The organism is Achromobacter veterisilvae, from assembly GCF_900496975.1.
Lineage (GTDB): Bacteria > Pseudomonadota > Gammaproteobacteria > Burkholderiales > Burkholderiaceae_B > Achromobacter > Achromobacter veterisilvae.
In genome coordinates, this window is the sequence record NZ_UFQC01000053.1 from 19,751 (window position 1) to 36,283 (window position 16,533).

Consider the following 16,533-nt stretch of genomic DNA (forward strand, 5'->3'; position numbering starts at 1 on the left):
CCAGGCGGGGCGGCCTTACTGGAGACACCTCATGCTGTTCATGGTTCAAATGCAAGTCAATCTGCCCGTCGATATGCCCGCCGAGCGCGCCGACAAGCTGAAGGCCGACGAAAAGGCCCTGGCGCAGCAGCTTCAGCGCGACGGCAAGTGGAAAAACCTGTGGCGCGTGGCCGGCCGCTACGCCAACGTCAGCATCTTCGACGTCGACAGCAACGACGAGCTGCACACGCTGCTGTCGTCGCTGCCGCTGTTCCCGTATATGGATATCAACGTCACGGCGCTGGCGCGCCACCCCTCCGCCATCTGACAGGAGCCGTCCATGCCGTACATCATCGAAACCTTCGACAAGCCCGACCACCAGGAAGTGCGCCAGCGGCACCGCGCCGCCCACCTGGAGTTCCTGGACGCCAACAAGGGCCTGCTGCTGGCCTGCGGCGCCAAGCTGCAGGATGACGGCAAGGACGCCGGCGGCGGCCTGTACATCGTCGACCTGGACACGCGCGAAGCCGCGCAGCAGTTCATCGATGCCGATCCGTTTTCCCAGGCCGACCTGTTCGACCGCGTGACCATCACGCGCTGGCGCAAAGCCTACGTCGACGGCACCTGCTATCTGTAAACGCGTTCGCGGCCGCCTCCGGGCGGCCGTTGCCTTATCCCCGAGGAATTCCCCCATGTCTTACGCCGATCTCAGCCAGGCACGGCTGTACTACGTCATCGACGGCCCCGCCGACGCGCCGGTGCTGGTGCTCTCCAATTCGCTGGGCACCTGCGCCGACATGTGGGCCCGCCAGATCCCCGAACTGAGCAAACACTTCCGCGTGCTGCGCTACGACACCCGCGGCCACGGCAAATCGTCGATCCCCGAGGGCGAGTACAGTTTCGAGCAACTGGGCAACGACGTCGCGGAACTGCTCGCGCACCTGGGCATCGCGCGCGCGCACTTCTGCGGCCTGTCGATGGGCGGCCCCACCGGCCTGTGGCTGGCGCTGGCGCGCCCCGAGCTGATCGGCAAGCTGATCCTGTGCAACACCGCCGCGCGCATCGGCTCGGCCGAAGGCTGGAGCGCCCGCATCGCCGCGGTGGCCGAGCAGACGCTGGAAAACATGGCGCCCGCGCTGGTCGAGCGCTGGCTCACCGACGGCTACCGCGCCGCGGAGCCGGGCCTGACCCGGGTGCTGATCGACATGCTGCGCCGCACCCCGGACGCCGGCTATTCCAGCAACTGCGCCGCGCTGCGCGACGCCGATTTCCGCGAACAAGTGGCCTCGATCTCGGCGCCCACCCTGGTCATCAGCAGCACGCACGACCTGGCCGCCACGCCCGCGCAAGGCCGCGAACTGGCCGGCGCCATTCCCGGCGCGCGCTATCTTGAATTGAACACCTCCCACATCTCGAACTGGGAGCAACCGGAAGCCTTCACCCGCGCGGTCGTCGACTTCCTGACGGAGTAGCCCGCATGCAGCGCTGGAAACACCGGCCCGAAGGCTCCAACTGGGGCGACTTCGGGCCCGACGACCAACTCGGCCGCCTGAACCTCATCACCGAAGAACAGGTCCTGAAAGGCGCGCGCGAAATCCGCGCCGGCAAGACCTTCTGCCTGTCGCTGCCGCTGGACCTGCCCGGCGGCAACGTGCTCAACCCGCGCCGCCATCCGCCGCAACTGAGCCCCACCCGTCTCGCGGACACGCCCTATCTGAACTTCCCGCTGCGCAACGTCAACCCGGACGCGGTGGACGTGCTGAGCGACGACCAGGTGCTGCTGTCCATGCAGTACTCCACCCAGTGGGATGCTCTGGCGCACGTGGGCGCGCTGTTCGACGCCGACGGCGACGGCAAGGCCGAACTTCGCTACTACAACGGCTTCCAGGCCGGCGTGGACGTCGTGGGCCCGGCCGACGGCGACCACACCGGCTGCGGCTGCAACAGCGGCGGCCCGTCCGCGGCGCTCAAGCTGGGCGTGGAGAACCTGGCCCAGAAAGGCATGCAGGGACGCGGCGTGCTGGTGGACCTGTTCCGCCACTACGGCCCCGGCCGCACGCTGGTCGGCCACGCGGAACTGACGCGCGCCCTGGAGGCGGACGGCATCCGCGTCGAAGCGGGCGACATGCTGGTGCTGCGCACCGGCTATGCGGAAGCGGTCGTCGCCATGGACGGCAAGCCCGACGCCGAAGTGCTGCACAGCTACGGCGCGGCGCTGGACGGCACCGACGCCGCGCTGCTGCAATGGATCACCGACAGCGGCATCGCCGCCATCTGTGCCGACAACTACGCGGTGGAAGCCTACCCGGCGCGCGAAAAGAGCGGCCCGCGCGCCATGCTGCCCCTGCATCACCATTGCCTGTTCAAGCTGGGCCTGCCCCTGGCGGAGCTGTGGTACCTGAAGGACCTGGCCGACTGGCTGCACGCCAACGGCCGCCACCATTTCATGCTGACGGCGCCCCCGCTGCGCCTGCCGCATGCCATCGGCTCGCCGGTGACGCCGATCGCGACGGTGTAGATGGGTGTCTGACACTCACGGGATTGCACCTCGTTGGTAGGTGGGTGTCTGACACCCCTGAAACGCCCGTGCAATACGACGTGCAATCCCATTGGGTGTCAGACACCGGCCATGAAGTGTCGGTGCAGATAGTGTCTGACACCCCTGAAATGCCCGTGCAATACGACGTGCATTCCCATGGGTGTCAGACACTCGCCGAGTGTTAATAGGCCCTAGCCCTTCAGGCAGGTACTCATGAAGGTCTTGCGCTTGTCGCCGGTCAGTTGCTGCTCGCCGGCCTTCGCGTTGCAGTCCTTCATTTTCTGCTGCTGCGGCGTCAACTGCTTGGCGGGCGCGGCGGTCTCGCCCTTCAGGCAACTGCTCATGTAGGCCTTGCGCTCGTCGCCCTTCTTGCCTTCCGCGGACTTGTTGCAGTCCGCCATGCGCTGCTGCTGCGGCGTGGGCGTCTTGGCGGGGGCTGGCGCGGCGGGGGTCTGGGCAAGAGCCGCCCCGGCGAAGCAGGCGGACAACAGGATGGCGGAAGCCAACTGGCTGGTACGGGAAAGCATGGTTCCTCCCTTGGGCGCCCGCGCGCCTGGCGTCTGGTCTGGCGCAAAGACGGGCCGCACGATCCGCCGGCCCAATCGCCGGCCCGGTCATCATCGAACAAACCGGACGCCTCCGCAAGAGCCCGGACAGTCAAGAATCGCCAAGGCCTTACGGCGCGCTGAAGGGACGCCGCGCGGCCCCTGGCGCCGCGCGTAGAATCCGCAATTCCGCGATATTCCGGCGCACCCGCCGCATTCACCGCCGAATTTGCGGCCATGGTTCGCAAGCTGTTACCCATTCATCCATTCGACCCGTTGTGCCCGGGCCCGGAAAGGTGTGAGATAAGCATGCCGGCCTACCCAGGAGACCGCCATGAAACCCGTTCTTGCCGCTTTCGCCTTGCTCGCCGGGCTGTCCTGCGCCGCCAGCGCGCAGGGGCTGGTCTATGGCGTCACGCTGGGCAACGTCCAGGCCGTGCGCGACGTCAACCAGAACCTCTCGGCCATCACCGGGCTGCTGGCCAACCAGTCCGCGCGCCCCATCAACGGCGTCCTGCTGACTTTCGTGCTGTACGACGAGCAGGGCCGGGAAGTGGGCCGAGTGCGCGACGACGTGTCCGGCCCCCTGGCGCCGGGGCAGATCAAGCAGATCAGGGCGGTCACGCCCCTGCAGTTCACCCGGGTCACGGCGCTGGACGTCAACGCCTGGTAGCGGCGCCCAGCGGGGCCATGCCCGCCTTGGCGCGGGCCGGCCACAACGCCGCCAGCGCCAGCAGCGCCGCGATCAGCGCGTAGGGCGCGCCAGGGTCGATGTCGTACACCAGCGTGCCGACCAGCGGCCCGAGGATGATCCCCAGGCCGTGGGCGGCGGCGACCGTGCCCGCGGTGGCGCCTTGTTCGTTCGCGTTCACGGCATTGGCGGCCAGGGCCGTCACCGAGGGGAACACCCAGCCCATCCCCGCGGCCGCGACGAAATAGCCGATCCACAGGAACGGCTGCGTCGCGGCGAACAGGATCGAGCCGAAACCGACGGCGGAAACCGCGCAGCCGATGCGGATCAGCCGCTCGGGCGGCCAACCCAGCCCGCGGACCAGTAATTGGGCGAGGATCAGCGCCACGCCGACCACCGTCAGGGCGATGCCGGCGGCGCGCGCGGCGGCGGGCGCATCCAGATGCAGGCGGTCCAGCGCGAAGAAGCCCACCACGACCTGCGCCACGATGACGCTGAACATGGCCGTGAAAGCCACCGCCAGGGGACGGCGCAGGCGCGCATCGCCGATTTTCAGCGCGGCCGCATCCGGCGCTGCGTGATGCTCGGCGCGCGGCAGCCAGCGCCACAGGACCGCCAGCGAGGCCAAGGGCAGCACCGCCGTGATGAAGAGCGGCAATTCCAGGCTGTGCGCAGCGAGCATTCCCGCCACGCCCGGCCCGGCGACCATGCCGAGGCCGCTGGCGGCCCCCAGCATCGCCAGGGCGCCCGCGCGTTTTTCCGGCGGCACGTGGTCGGCGATCAGCGCCGCCCCGGTGGCCGGCACGGCCGCATAGAAGCCGCCGGCCATGCCGCGCAAGACCACCACGCCCGCGAAGGCCAGCCAGACCGGCAGCGGATTGCGCAGGGCGACGATCACGAACGCGCACAGGCCGGCATAAGTCAGCACGAAACCGCCCAGCCCCTGCAGAATGATGCGCCGGCGGCCCAGCCTGTCGCTGGCCGCGCCCCAGCGGCGAGCGAACAGCACCCAGGCGATGCCGCCCACCGTCACCGCCAGGCCCGCCTGCCAGGGCGCCAGTCCGAGCACCCGCGCGATGGGCCCGATCAACGCGACGAAAGACATCATCGCGAGCGTGCACGCGAAGGTTTCGAACATCAGCGGCTTGAGGCTGAAAGCAACTGCCGGCGGTACATCGGTGTCGGGATTGGAATTCATGGAAGGACCTGGTTGGACAGCGTGGACTCAACGCGGCGGCAGGGAATGGCACCCCTGTCACAGCGCGTTATTTCAAATGATAACCCTTCTCGTATATACCGTATCGCCGGTCCCGGCCGCCGCAAAAACCCTCATTCCCTCAGGGTCTAGCCCGGGGTCCGCCGGGCCAAGTGTGGGAAAATTCCGTGTGTCGACTCGATGAAAAGGGGCTTCCAAACGAAGCCCCTTGTTGCGTGTGTCGGCGCGCCAGCAAGCCTGGCTCCGCTACGAGGAAGAAAAGATCATGTTTCCAAAAAGACTCACCGAAGGCTACCAATCATTCCTGCAAGGCCGCTTCCATGCGGAAAGCAGCCGATACCAGAAGCTGGCCGAAACTGGGCAAAGCCCGGAAATCCTGATCATCGGATGCTGTGACTCCCGCGTATCGCCCGAAGTCATTTTCGATGCGGGCCCCGGCGAAATGTTCGTGATCCGCAACGTCGCGAACCTGGTGCCGCCCTGTGACCCCGATTCCGAATCCTCTTACCACGGCACCAGCGCCGCCATCGAGTTCGCCGTCAACGGCCTGAACGTCAAGCACATCGTCGTGCTGGGCCACGCCTCCTGCGGCGGCATCCGCTCCTTCTTCGACGACGCCAAGCCCCTCTCCAAGGGCGATTTCATCGGCAAGTGGATGTCGCAGATCGAGCCCGTGGCCGAACGCCTGGGCCCCGTCACCGGGGACCGCCAGACCAATCTGAAGCGCCTTGAACTGGCGACGGTGGAACACAGCCTGAACAACCTGATGACGTTCCCGTCCATCCGCCGCCGCGTGCAAAAGGGCGAACTGGAACTGCACGGCACGTACTTCGGCGTGGCGACCGGCGTCCTGTTCCTGCGCGACCCGAAAACCGGCGAATTCAACCCCTGCCTGGAAACCGGCATCGTCGCCTAGGACTTCACACCCGGTAGGCCTGCGCCAGCCGCTCGTAGTTGTTCTTCAGGATGATGCCCGCGTAATAGACGTGCTCGCGCATCAGGTCTTCGGCGCGCGCGCCGTCGCGGGCGATGATCGCGCTGACGATCCGGTGGTGGTCGTCATGCGAGCGCAGGATGATCCCGTGGTCCTCCCACAGGATGATCCGGTCCGACGCATACGGAATGGCCTGCGCCTGGGTGGCGAAGCGCTTCACCCATGGATTGCCCGCCGCCTCCAGGATGCCGTTGTGCAGCGTGATGTTCACCTTCTGGTACGGAAGGTGGTCTTCGGGCAGCAGTTCCCCCTTCGCCAGGATGCGGTCGCCGTCGTCCAGGCAATTCTTCAGCACCGCCACCGCGTCATGCGATAGCCCGCGCAAGGCTGCCTGCCGGCAGGCCAGCCCTTCCAGCGCGGCGCGCACCTCATAGGCGGCCACGATCTCTGCGATGTCATAGGCGCGGACGGTGTATCCCCGCTTGGGCAGGTGCTCCAGCAAACCTTCGTTGCCCAGCGTCGCCAGCGCGGCGCGCACTGGCGTGCGCGACACCCCCAGCTTCTCGGCCAGCGGGATTTCCTCAAGGCGCGCGCCGGGGCTGAACTTGCCATGCAGCACCCAGTCCCGCAGCGTATCGGTAACGTGTTGAGATAGCGTATCCATACCCGCATTGTATACATGAAGGATACTTGCGCCATCCTGTCAAGGGGTTGCACTCTCGCTTTCCCTAGGATGATTGCTGTAGATCAAACGATGTTCAGGGTAAGCCCCTATACCTGCCTATCCGTCATGTATACATAATCGCAAAAAATAACGACAGCGGCCATGCCATCCCCGGGCTTGCGGCACGCCACCAAGGAGACAGCATGTCCAATGTATCCACGCCCGCCGCATCCGGCGCCGCCCCCCGTCTCGCGCTCGTGACCGGCGGCGGCGGCGGCATCGGCGCCACCGTCTGCCGGGAACTGGCGCTTGCGGGTTTTCGCGTCGTGGTCTCGGACGTGGACGCCCGGCGCGCCGGGCGCGTGGCCGACGAACTCGGCCCGCCGCACGCCGCGCATGCCTTCGACGTCAGCGACGAAGCCGCGGTCGAACGCGCGTTCGACGAGATCGAAACCCGGCACGGCCCGATCGCCGTGCTGGTCAGCGCCGCCGGCCTGCTGCTGTTCCAGGACGACGGCGAACGCCCGCTGATCAAGAACACGACGCTCGATATCTGGGAACGCAGCTTCGCCGTCAACGCGCGCGGCGTCTTCCTGTGCGGGCGCGCCTACCTGCGCCGGCGCGAAGCCGCGCCGCTCGCGCACGGCCGCGTCATCACTTTCACGTCGGTGGCCGCGCAGTTGGGCGGCTACCGTTCCAGCGCCTCGTACATTGCCGCCAAATCCGCCGTGCTGGGCCTGACCAAGGCCATGGCGCGCGAATCCGCGCATCTGGGCGTCACCGTCAACGGCGTCGCGCCCGGCCTGATCGACACGGACATGCTGCGCAGCACGGTCACCAGCAGCGGCGCGCTCGCCGCGGCGGCCCAGGCGATTCCGCTCGGCCGCATCGGCACCGTGGACGACGTGGCCGCGGCCGTGCGCTTCCTGGCCTCCGAAGAGGCCGGATACATCACCGGCAGCGTCATCGACGTGAACGGCGGCTACCGCATGCAGTAGGAAATTCCGGCGGCCCGCCGCCACCGCAGCAAAGCGCCGCGCAAACACAGGCGCGCATCCAGAAACGGGAGACAAAGCATGAATCAACGTAGTCGCTACGCGACGGCTGCCGCGCTGTGCGCGTGGGCCCTATCGACAGGCGCGCAGGCGCAGCAGGAGCCGGGCGTCACGGACAAGACCATCAGGATCGGCATGTTCGCGCCCCTGTCGGGCAGCGGCATGGCCTATGGCTTCGACGTGATGAACGCCGCCAAGATGTGGTACGCCAAGGTCAACAAGGAAGGCGGCGTGAACGGCCGGCAGATCGAACTCGTCATCGAAGACGACCGCTGCAACGCCAACGACCTGGTCGCCGCGGTGAAGAAGCTGAACGAACAGGACAAGGTGTTCCTGCTGAACGGCGGATCGTGCTCGGCCGCGGTGGTGGCCGCGCGCGAATACGTCGAACGCGAGAAAGTGCCGCTCGTGATGCTCAACGCCTCGGGCGACGGCGCCCTCTATCCGCCCTCCAAGTACATCTACGGCGCCTTCTCGATTTCGCAGCACGCGGTGGGCGGATCGATGGTGCAGTTCGCCTCGGAACACCTGAAAGCGAAGAAGATCGGCTACATCAACCACGACGACGCGTACGGCGGCTGGAACCTCGAAGCCGCGCAGTCCCAGGCCAGGCAACTGGGCGACCCGGCCCTGCAAGTGCAGTCGGTGAACCCGAACATCACCGACGTCACCGCGCCGATGCTGAAGATCCGCGCGGCCAACCCCGACGTGCTGCTGCTGACCACCTACGCCCGCCCCGCCGCGCTCATCATCAAGAAGGCGCAGGAATTGGGGTGGAACAAGCCCATCGTGCTGGCGGTGAACGGCACCGCCGACCTGAAGCAACTGGTGGAGAACGTGGGCAACAAGGACGCCTTCAAGAACGTCTACATCCAGGACGTGCTGTCCGACCTGCCCGGCGGCCCCAAGCTGACCTGGGTGTACGACATGTACAAGCAGTCCTACCCCGACCTGGCCGCCAAGCCGGGCTATCCGCAGTCGTACATGCCCTACGGCCTGCCGCCCGCGATGGCGGTGGTGAACGCGCTCAAGGCCGCCGGTCCGCAGCCCACGCGCGAAAAGGTCCTGCAGGCGCTGGAAACGATGAAGTTCGACTCCGAGGTCATGGCCGGCCCCATCGAGTTCGGCCCGGACGACCGCGCCGCGCAGGAATCCGCCATCTACATCAAGTTCGACGGCGCCAATATGTCGCTCGTGCCCGGCGCGTTCAAGAGCACCTGGCAGTACCAGAAGTAGACCCGCGGCCCCGAAACAGGCCGGCCCGCGCAACGGCGCAGCGTTGCGCGGGTGGCCGGAGACCATCATGAGCTTTGCCGATATCTGGTTGTTCCTGCAGCAGGGGGTGCTGTCGGGACTGGTGACGGGCAGCGTGTACGCGCTGCTGGCGGTCGCCGTCGTGATCATTTTCAAGACCACCGACGTGCCCAATTTCGCCCAGGGCGAGGTTTTCATGGTCGGCGGCTACATCGCGCTGTTCCTCACGCTGGTGATGGGCTGGCCCTACCTGGCCGTCATCCCGGTCACGCTGGCCGCGGTCGCCCTCGTATCGGGCCTGTTCCAGCGCGTCGTGATGGAGCGCGTCATCGCCTCCAAGGGCGTGGGCGTGCAGATGGTGATCGCCACGCTGGGCCTGGCCTATGCCTTGAAAGGCATGGTGCGGCAGACGGGCCTGGGCGACACCCCGCGCTCGCTGCCGCCGCTGGCGCCCACCGACGCCGTCATCATCGGCGACGCCGTGCTGACCCAACTGGACCTGGTGATCCTCGCCGTGGCGGTGGGCGTCATGCTGCTGCTGTTCTTCATGTTCACCTATACCCGCGTCGGCCGCGCGATGCGCGCCGTCGGCATGAATCCGAAGGCGGCCCGCCTGGTGGGCGTGAACCTGGCCCGCATCCGCATGATGGTGTGGGCGCTGTCGGGCCTGATCTCGGCGGTGGCCGCGCTGCTCATCACGCCCAAGATCCTCATCACCCCGGACATCGGCCATATCGCCATCCTGGCCTATGCCGCCGCGATCGTGGGCGGCATCACCAGCCTTCCGGGCGCGGTGGTGGGCGGCTTCGTGATCGGCGTGGCCGAGAACCTGGTGGGGCTGTTCATCTCGACCAACGCCATCGTGGTCGCGCCGTTCGTCGCCATCATGGTGGTGCTGCTGCTGCGTCCCCAAGGCCTGTTGGGCGGAAAACTGCAGGTGAAGAAAGTATGAGCAACAAGATCGACCGCATTCTCCTGGCACTGACGGCCGCCGTGCTGGCGGCGCTGCCCTTCGTGGCCAGCGGCTATGTCATCTACGTCGTCAACCTGCTGATGGTGTTCGTCGTGCTGGCGCTGGGCCTGCACGTGGTCATCGGCGAGACCGGCCAGTTCGCACTGTCGCACGCCGCCTTCTATGGCGTGGGCATCTATACCGCGGGCCTCGTCAACAACCTGTGGCACCCGCCGTTCTTCATCTCCATCGTCGCGGGCGGCCTCCTGGCGGCCGCGCTCGGCTACCTGATCGGCGCGCTGGCGCTGCGCATGCGCGACATCTATCTGGCGCTGTCGACCTTCGCGTTCGGCGAGGCCATGCAATGGGTGTTCCTGAACTGGCAATCGGTCACCAACGGTTCGAACGGCTTCCGGATCTCGCCCGCCACGCTGTTCGGCTACGAGCTGTCCTCCGACCTGAAGGCCTACCCCTTCGTCGTGCTGATCGCCGCGCTGCTGCTGGCGGCCACCATCGCCCTGTCGCGCTCGCAGCTCGGCTCGGCGTTCCGGGCGGTGCGTGAAAGCGACGTGGCGGCGCAGGCCATGGGCGTGAACGTCAATGCCGTCAAGCGCGCCGCCTTCACGGTGTCGGCCGCCTATGCCGGCATCGCGGGCGGCATGTACACGACGTTCGCGTCGTTCATCCACCCCGAAAGCCTGGGATTCCAGACCACCATCCTGATCCTCACGATGGTGGTCGTGGGCGGCATCGGCTCCGTGCGCGGCGCCATCGCCGGCGCGATCGTCTTCGGCCTGATCTCCGAACTCCTGCGCCAGGCCCTGTCGTTCCAGGAAATCATCTACGGCTTCATTCTGATGGGCTTCATGATGTTCGCGCCGAAGGGCCTGTTCGCCGGCCGCGGGACGCGCCGCCGCGCCCCCTTTCCCGCCGCGCCGCGCAACGCCGCGGGCGCCGCCAAACCGACGGAAAGGAGCGCGGCATGAGCGCGCATCCCTATCTGGACGTACAGGGGCTGACCGTGAAGTTCGGCGGGCTGACCGCGATCAACGGCCTGTCCATGCAGGTCGAGCGCGGCCGCATCCATGCGCTGATCGGCCCCAACGGCGCCGGCAAGTCCACGACGTTCAACTGCATTTCGCGCTACTACCGCCCGAGCAGCGGCAGCATCCGGTTCGACGGCGCCGACATCACGGCGAAAAAGCCGCATGAAATGGCGGCGCTGGGCGTGGCGCGCACCTTCCAGAACCTGGAACTATTCGGCGCGCTCAGCGTGCGCGAGAACGCATTGCTCGGCACCTACGCGCATGGCGCCGACACCGCGGGCAAGCTGCTGCGCCCGGCCGCGGCCGAAACCCGCGAACGCGTCGAACACCTGCTCGAACGCGTGGGCCTGTCCGACTACCTGGACACGCCGGCGTGCAGCCTGGACTTCGGGCGGCAGAAGATGCTGGAGCTGGCGCGCGCGCTGGCCATCTCGCCCAAGCTGTTGCTGCTGGACGAACCCGCGGCCGGCCTGCGCAACCGCGAGATCGAGACGCTGGACCGCCTGCTGACGGAATTGTGCGAACGCGACGGCATCACGGTGCTGCTGGTGGAGCACGTCATGCAGTTGGTGATGTCGATCTCGGATCGCATCACCGTCATGTCCTTCGGCGAGAAGATCGCCGAGGGCACGCCCGCGGAGGTGCGCAGCAATCCCCGCGTGATCGAGGCCTATCTGGGCAAGGGAGCCGCCGGTGGCTGAAATTCTGCTTGAAGTCGACGCGGTATCGGCCGCCTACGGCAACATACGCGCCTTGCAGGACGTGTCGCTGAAGGTGCCGCAAGGCGCCGTCGTCGCGCTGCTGGGCGCCAACGGCGCGGGCAAGTCCACCACGCTCAACGTCGTCTCCCGGCTGGTCTCCGCCACCGCCGGCAGCGTGCGCTTCGCCGGCGAACCGATACACCGCCTGCCGGCGGACGCGGTCGTGGGCCGCGGCATCGTGCAAGTGCCCGAAGGCCGCGAGATCTTCCGCGAAATGAGCGTGCGCGAAAACCTGGAGATGGGCGCCTACCTGCGCCGCGACCGCGCGGCGGTCAAGCAGGACCTGGACATGGTCTGCGGCATCTTCCCCCGGCTGCGCGAACGCTATGAACAAAGGGCCGCCACGCTGTCCGGCGGCGAACAGCAGATGCTGGCCACGGGCCGCGCCATGATGGCCCGCCCGCGGATGATCCTGCTGGACGAGCCGTCCATGGGATTGTCGCCGCTGGTGGTCGAACAGATCTTCGACATCGTGCTGCGGCTCAACCGCGAACAAGGCATCACCATCCTGCTGGTGGAGCAGAACGTGAAGCTGGCGCTGTCGGTGTCCAGCTACGCCTACATCCTGGAAAACGGCGAGATCGCGCTGGAGGGGGAATCCTCCACGCTCGCCAGCGACGAAGGCGTGCAGCGCGCCTATCTCGGCGCCTAGTTCACAGCAACCTCGCAAGGAAAACCCATGATCCAGATGCAAGACAAGCGGGTCCTCGTCACGGGCGCCGGACGCGGCCTGGGCGCCACCATCGCGCAGGGCTTTGCCCGGCAGGGCGCCCTGGTCATCGTCGCCGACGTGGACGCCGGCCTGGCCGCCGGCTCCGCCCAGGCCATCCGAGCCGAAGGCGGCCAGGCCAGCGACGCCGTGCTGGACGTGACCGACGCGGACGCCGTCCGCGCCTTCGCCGCGCAATGCGCGGCGCGCCACGGCAACCTGGACGTCCTGGTCAACAACGCCGGCATCTCGGCGCGCGCGCCGTTCGACGATCCGCGCACGCCCGAGATCTGGGACCGCGTCATGCAAGTGAACCTGCAGGGCACCTTCAACGTCACCCACGCCTTTGTCGAACAGCTAAAGGCGACGCGCGGCGCCATCGTCAACCTGTGTTCCATCGTGGCCTATGGATGCGGCATCTCCACCGCGGGCTACGTGGTGTCCAAGGGCGGCGTGCGCTCGTTCACGGAAGTGCTGGCGCGCGACCTGGCGCCGCACGGCGTGCGCGTGAACGCCGTGGCGCCGGGCCTGATGGAAACCGAGATGACGGCCGGCCAGCGGGCGCAGGCCCACGGCACCGACTGGTACATGCAGCGCGCGCCCTTGGCGCGCGCGGGCCGGGCCGACGAGATCGTCGGCCCCGTGCTTTTCCTGGCCTCGGACATGGCCAGCTACGTGAATGGCGCGGTGCTGCCGGTGGACGGCGGCTACCTGGCCGTATAAGGAGAGACCATGGATCTGGGTACGGCACTGGTCACCGGCGGCGCGAGCGGCATGGGCCTGGCCATCGTCGAGCGCCTGGCGCGCGACGGCTTTCGCGTCGCGATGGCGGACCGCAACGCGGAACTGGCGGAGCGGGAATCCCGCAAGCTCCGGGAACAGGGGCTGGCGGTCGAGCACCGCGTGGTCGACCTGACGGACGAGGCCGCCACGCGCGCGCTGGCCCGCGAATGCGCCCCGCTGAGCGCGCTGGTCAACAACGCGGGCGTCTTCGACGAACGCAAATTCTTCGACGTGGCCAGCGACGACTACCGCCGCGCCTTCGAGGTCAACCTGCTGGCCGTGGCGACGCTGACGCAGGAAGCCGCGCTCGGCATGGCCCCGGGCGCCAAGATCGTCAACATCGCGTCGCGCGCCTATCTGGGCGCGAGGAATCATCCCCACTACGTGGCCTCGAAGGCGGCGCTGGTGGGCTATACCCGCGCGTCGGCCATGGAACTGGCCCCGCGCGGCATCCTGGTCAACGCCATCGCCCCCGGGCTCATCGACACGCCGCTCCTGCGCAACCTGTCGCCCGACCGCCTGGCCGCGCAACTGGCCCTGCAGCCCACCGGCCGCGCGGGCCAGCCGCAAGACGTCGCCAATGCCGTGTCCTTCCTGGCCGCGCCGCACATGGACTTCATCACCGGCCAGGTCATCTTCGTGGACGGCGGCAAATCGCTGGGCGGATCGGGAGCGTAAGCCGCATGGACAGCAGCATCGAATGGGACAGGGAAGTGGACGCGCTGGTCGTCGGCGCGGGCGCGGGGGGCATGGCCGCAGCGCTGACCGCGCATGAGGAAGGGCTGGACGTCCTGCTGGTCGAGAAGACCGGCCGCATCGGCGGATCGACCGCCATCTCGGGCGGGGCGCTGTGGATCCCGCTGAACGCGCAGACGGAGGCGGCGGGCCATCCCGACAGCTTCGACAAGGTCTGGACCTACCTCGAACAGACCGTGGGCGCGGCGGCGTCCGACGACATGAAGCGCGCCTACCTGGATGCCGGCCCGCGCATGCTGGACTACCTGGGCTCGCGCGGCCTGCTGCAAGTGGCCGCGCGCACCGCGTCGCCCGACTACTACCCCGACCGCCCCGGCGCCGCGATGGGCGGCCGCTCGCTGGACCCGGTGGAATTCGACGGTCGCAAGCTGGGCCGCCGTTTCCGCGAACTGCGCGACCCCTTGAAGGAATTCACCGTGCTGGGCGGCATGATGGTCAACATCACCGACGTGCGCCACCTGCTGCGCGCCACCCGCTCTTTCGCGGCCTGGCGCCACAGCATCAAGCTGGTGCTGCGCTACGCGGCCGACCGCGCGCGCGGCTATCACCGCGGCACCCGGCTGCTGCTGGGCAACGCCCTGGCCGCCCAGCTCTTCCATGGCCTGCTGGCGCGCGGCGTGGAGTACTGGCTCGACACACCCGTGCGCGCCCTGATCCGCGACGCCTCCGGCCGCGTCCTGGGCGCGGCGGTGTCGCGGGGCGGCAAGACGCTGAACGTCCGCGCCCGCCGCGGCGTGGTGGTGGCCACGGGCGGCTTTCCGTGGGATCCGAAGCGCCGCGCCGCCGCCTATCCGCAGCCCACCGGCGACTGGTCCATGTCGCCCCGGGACAACACGGGCGACGGTATCCGGCTGTCGGAGCAGGCGGGCGCCGCCCTGGGCGCGGGCTACGCCAGCCCGGCGTTCTGGGCGCCCGTTTCCATCCTGGAATCCGGGGACGGCCAGCCCCTGCGCTACCCGCACCTGGTGTGGGACCGCGCCAAGCCCGGCCTCATCGCCGTGAACGGCGCCGGCGAGCGCTTCGTCAACGAATCGACGTCCTACCATGAGTTCGTGCAGGCCATGTACCGCAGCCACGAAACGGCGCCCAGCATCCCGGCGTTCCTCATCTGCGACCAGCGCTTCATCGACACCTGGGGCCTGGGCCTCGCGCTGCCCGGCGGCCGGCCGCGCCAGCACCTGATCGACCAGGGCTACCTGATCCAGGCGCCCACGCTGGCGGCGCTGTCCGGCAGGCTCGGCGTGCCGGCCGACGCGCTAGTGGCCACGGTGCGCCGCTACAACGCGCACGCGGCGCGAGGCGAAGACCCTGACTTCGGCAAGGGCGGCACCGCCTACAACCGCTATCTGGGCGATCCGGACCACCAGCCCAATCCCTGCCTGGCGCCGATCGCGGACGATGGCCCCTGCTACGCCGTCAAGGTGTATGCGGGCGACATCGGCACCGCCTGCGGCGTCTCCGCCAACGCGAACGCCCAGGCCGTGGACGCGGACGGCGCCCCCATCCCCGGCCTGTACGTGGCCGGCAACGACATGCAGTCCGTCATGGGCGGCGCCTATCCCGCCCCTGGCATCACGCTGGGCCCTGCCCTGACTTTCGGCTGGGTCGCTGGACAACACCTGGCCCATGCCCAACACTGAGGCTTTCCACCGATAAGGATCCCCATGAAAATCTTCTTCTCGCCCGCTTCGCCGTTCGTCCGCAAGTGCATGGTCATCGCGCACGAACTGGGCCTGGCCGACCGCATCGAAAAACTGCCCAGCGCCGCCGGCCCGGTCGCCCGCGACCAGACCATCATCCCCAGCAACCCGCTGGGCCAGGTGCCCACCTTCATCACCGACGACGGACAGGTCCTGTTCGACAGCCGGGTGGTGTGCGAATACCTGAACGAGCTGGGCGGCGGCGCGCTGTTCCCCGCCGGCAAGGCGCGCTGGCCGGTCCTGACCGAACAGGCCATGGCCGACGGCATGCTGGGCGCGGCGCTGCTGGCCCGCTACGAAACCGCGCTGCGTCCCGAGGAATTGCGCTGGAACGACTGGGTCCAGGGCCAGTTGGGCAAGGTCCGCGACGGTCTGGCCCTGATCGAGAAGAACGCGGCCGCGCTGGCCGGCCGCCTGGACATCGGCACCATCACCATCGGCTGCGCCCTGGGCTACCTGGATTTCCGCTTCCCGGACCTGGACTGGCGCGCGGCGCACCCGGCCACGGCCGCCTGGTACGAGACCTTCAGCCAGCGGCCCTCCATGCAGGCCACCAAGCCCTGAGCGGGCCGGGGCGGCCCCAGGCGAAAGCCGGCGCGCGGGGACATGGGTAACACGTGTGCGAGGACATCGGTAACAGGTGCCGCCCCTTTTTCCTGACGGGGTATTCCTGTTACATTGAAGTCGTCACCCCGCTGGACCGGCCTGCCCGCAGGCCAACCACGACAGGGAGCCCCGCATGAACGTCGCCGCGATCTCCGCCATCCCCCGCGTCGCCGCGCCCTACCCGGCGCGCATCCCGATGCTGGACGAAACCCGCCCCGCCTGGACCACCGAACAAGCCGCGAAAAGCGCCGCCGGGCGCGGCGTGCCCGCCGCCTGGGAAGCCCAGCGCCTGGCCCGCGCCGGCCACGTCCCGCCGGCGCCGTCCGCCGGAGTCGCCGCCCCC

At 68.2% G+C, this 16,533-nt stretch carries 19 protein-coding genes and 1 pseudogene; 17 read left to right on the top strand and 3 right to left on the bottom strand.

Annotated features, from left to right (window positions below; all coding sequences use genetic code 11):
• Positions 1–31 precede the first annotated feature (31 nt).
• Genes catC through AVE30378_RS29600 form a run of 4 tightly spaced genes read left to right on the top strand, consistent with a single transcriptional unit; the run spans position 32 to position 2,497 of the window.
• The gene (gene catC, locus AVE30378_RS29585; protein WP_129246360.1) at positions 32–307 is read left to right on the top strand and encodes a muconolactone Delta-isomerase; all 276 of its coding nucleotides are present in this window, start codon (positions 32–34) and stop codon (positions 305–307) included.
• A 12-nt stretch (positions 308–319) separates the two neighbouring features.
• Positions 320–616 (top strand): YciI family protein, encoded by a 297-nt coding sequence (locus AVE30378_RS29590; protein WP_129246362.1) that lies wholly within the window; start codon positions 320–322, stop codon positions 614–616.
• Positions 617–671: 55 nt separating this feature from the next.
• A complete protein-coding gene (pcaD, locus tag AVE30378_RS29595) occupies positions 672–1,451 on the top strand; it encodes a 3-oxoadipate enol-lactonase (protein ID WP_129246364.1) in 780 nt (259 codons plus the stop codon).
• Positions 1,452–1,456: 5 nt separating this feature from the next.
• Positions 1,457–2,497, top strand: a complete 1,041-nt coding sequence (locus AVE30378_RS29600) for a cyclase family protein (protein ID WP_129246366.1) — start codon at positions 1,457–1,459, stop codon at positions 2,495–2,497.
• Between the two features lie 212 nt (positions 2,498–2,709).
• On the opposite strand, the gene AVE30378_RS29605 is transcribed toward AVE30378_RS29600, so the two are convergent.
• Complete coding sequence (locus tag AVE30378_RS29605) at positions 2,710–3,045, bottom strand: PsiF family protein (RefSeq protein ID WP_129246368.1); 336 nt, start codon at positions 3,043–3,045, stop codon at positions 2,710–2,712.
• Between the two features lie 352 nt (positions 3,046–3,397).
• Between AVE30378_RS29605 and AVE30378_RS29610 the strand changes: the two genes are divergently transcribed.
• Positions 3,398–3,736 carry an FxLYD domain-containing protein gene (locus AVE30378_RS29610; protein WP_129246370.1) on the top strand — a complete coding sequence of 113 codons (339 nt, stop codon included), beginning with the start codon at positions 3,398–3,400 and terminating at the stop codon, positions 3,734–3,736.
• Here the strand turns inward: AVE30378_RS29610 and AVE30378_RS29615 are convergent.
• Complete coding sequence (locus AVE30378_RS29615; protein WP_129246372.1) at positions 3,723–4,952, bottom strand: MFS transporter; 1,230 nt, start codon at positions 4,950–4,952, stop codon at positions 3,723–3,725. The two genes, AVE30378_RS29610 and AVE30378_RS29615, sit on opposite strands and share 14 nt — an antisense overlap.
• Before the next feature lie 283 nt (positions 4,953–5,235).
• Between AVE30378_RS29615 and AVE30378_RS29620 the strand changes: the two genes are divergently transcribed.
• The gene (locus AVE30378_RS29620) at positions 5,236–5,886 is read left to right on the top strand and encodes a carbonic anhydrase (protein ID WP_129246374.1); all 651 of its coding nucleotides are present in this window, start codon (positions 5,236–5,238) and stop codon (positions 5,884–5,886) included.
• A 4-nt stretch (positions 5,887–5,890) separates the two neighbouring features.
• On the opposite strand, the gene AVE30378_RS29625 is transcribed toward AVE30378_RS29620, so the two are convergent.
• On the bottom strand, positions 5,891–6,568 hold the full coding sequence (locus AVE30378_RS29625) for a GntR family transcriptional regulator (protein ID WP_129246376.1): 678 nt from the start codon (positions 6,566–6,568) through the stop codon (positions 5,891–5,893).
• A 203-nt stretch (positions 6,569–6,771) separates the two neighbouring features.
• On the opposite strand from AVE30378_RS29625, the gene AVE30378_RS29630 reads away from it, so the two are divergent.
• From AVE30378_RS29630 to AVE30378_RS29680, 11 genes and pseudogenes are all read left to right on the top strand, one after another.
• Positions 6,772–7,566, top strand: coding sequence for an SDR family NAD(P)-dependent oxidoreductase (locus AVE30378_RS29630; protein WP_129246378.1), 795 nt, complete (start codon positions 6,772–6,774; stop codon positions 7,564–7,566).
• Positions 7,567–7,644: 78 nt separating this feature from the next.
• Positions 7,645–8,859 (top strand): ABC transporter substrate-binding protein, encoded by a 1,215-nt coding sequence (locus AVE30378_RS29635; RefSeq protein WP_129246380.1) that lies wholly within the window; start codon positions 7,645–7,647, stop codon positions 8,857–8,859.
• A 67-nt stretch (positions 8,860–8,926) separates the two neighbouring features.
• A complete protein-coding gene (locus tag AVE30378_RS29640; protein WP_129246382.1) occupies positions 8,927–9,829 on the top strand; it encodes a branched-chain amino acid ABC transporter permease in 903 nt (300 codons plus the stop codon).
• The gene (locus AVE30378_RS29645; RefSeq protein WP_129246384.1) at positions 9,826–10,815 is read left to right on the top strand and encodes a branched-chain amino acid ABC transporter permease; all 990 of its coding nucleotides are present in this window, start codon (positions 9,826–9,828) and stop codon (positions 10,813–10,815) included. The genes AVE30378_RS29640 and AVE30378_RS29645 overlap by 4 nt, the downstream gene beginning before the upstream one ends.
• Positions 10,812–11,576, top strand: coding sequence for an ABC transporter ATP-binding protein (locus tag AVE30378_RS29650; RefSeq protein WP_129246386.1), 765 nt, complete (start codon positions 10,812–10,814; stop codon positions 11,574–11,576). Before AVE30378_RS29645 ends, AVE30378_RS29650 begins: the two co-directional genes overlap by 4 nt.
• Complete coding sequence (locus tag AVE30378_RS29655) at positions 11,569–12,288, top strand: ABC transporter ATP-binding protein (protein ID WP_129246389.1); 720 nt, start codon at positions 11,569–11,571, stop codon at positions 12,286–12,288. Before AVE30378_RS29650 ends, AVE30378_RS29655 begins: the two co-directional genes overlap by 8 nt.
• Before the next feature lie 27 nt (positions 12,289–12,315).
• Positions 12,316–13,068, top strand: a complete 753-nt coding sequence (locus AVE30378_RS29660; protein WP_129246391.1) for an SDR family NAD(P)-dependent oxidoreductase — start codon at positions 12,316–12,318, stop codon at positions 13,066–13,068.
• 9 nt (positions 13,069–13,077) lie between these two features.
• Complete coding sequence (locus tag AVE30378_RS29665; RefSeq protein WP_129246393.1) at positions 13,078–13,806, top strand: SDR family NAD(P)-dependent oxidoreductase; 729 nt, start codon at positions 13,078–13,080, stop codon at positions 13,804–13,806.
• 5 nt (positions 13,807–13,811) lie between these two features.
• Positions 13,812–15,524: an FAD-dependent oxidoreductase gene (locus AVE30378_RS29670; RefSeq protein ID WP_129246394.1), complete on the top strand. Its 1,713-nt coding sequence runs from the start codon at positions 13,812–13,814 to the stop codon at positions 15,522–15,524.
• A 24-nt stretch (positions 15,525–15,548) separates the two neighbouring features.
• Positions 15,549–16,148, top strand: a complete 600-nt coding sequence (locus AVE30378_RS29675) for a glutathione S-transferase (RefSeq protein WP_129246396.1) — start codon at positions 15,549–15,551, stop codon at positions 16,146–16,148.
• Positions 16,149–16,323: 175 nt separating this feature from the next.
• A pseudogene (locus AVE30378_RS29680) lies at positions 16,324–16,533 on the top strand (hypothetical protein); the annotation flags it as partial.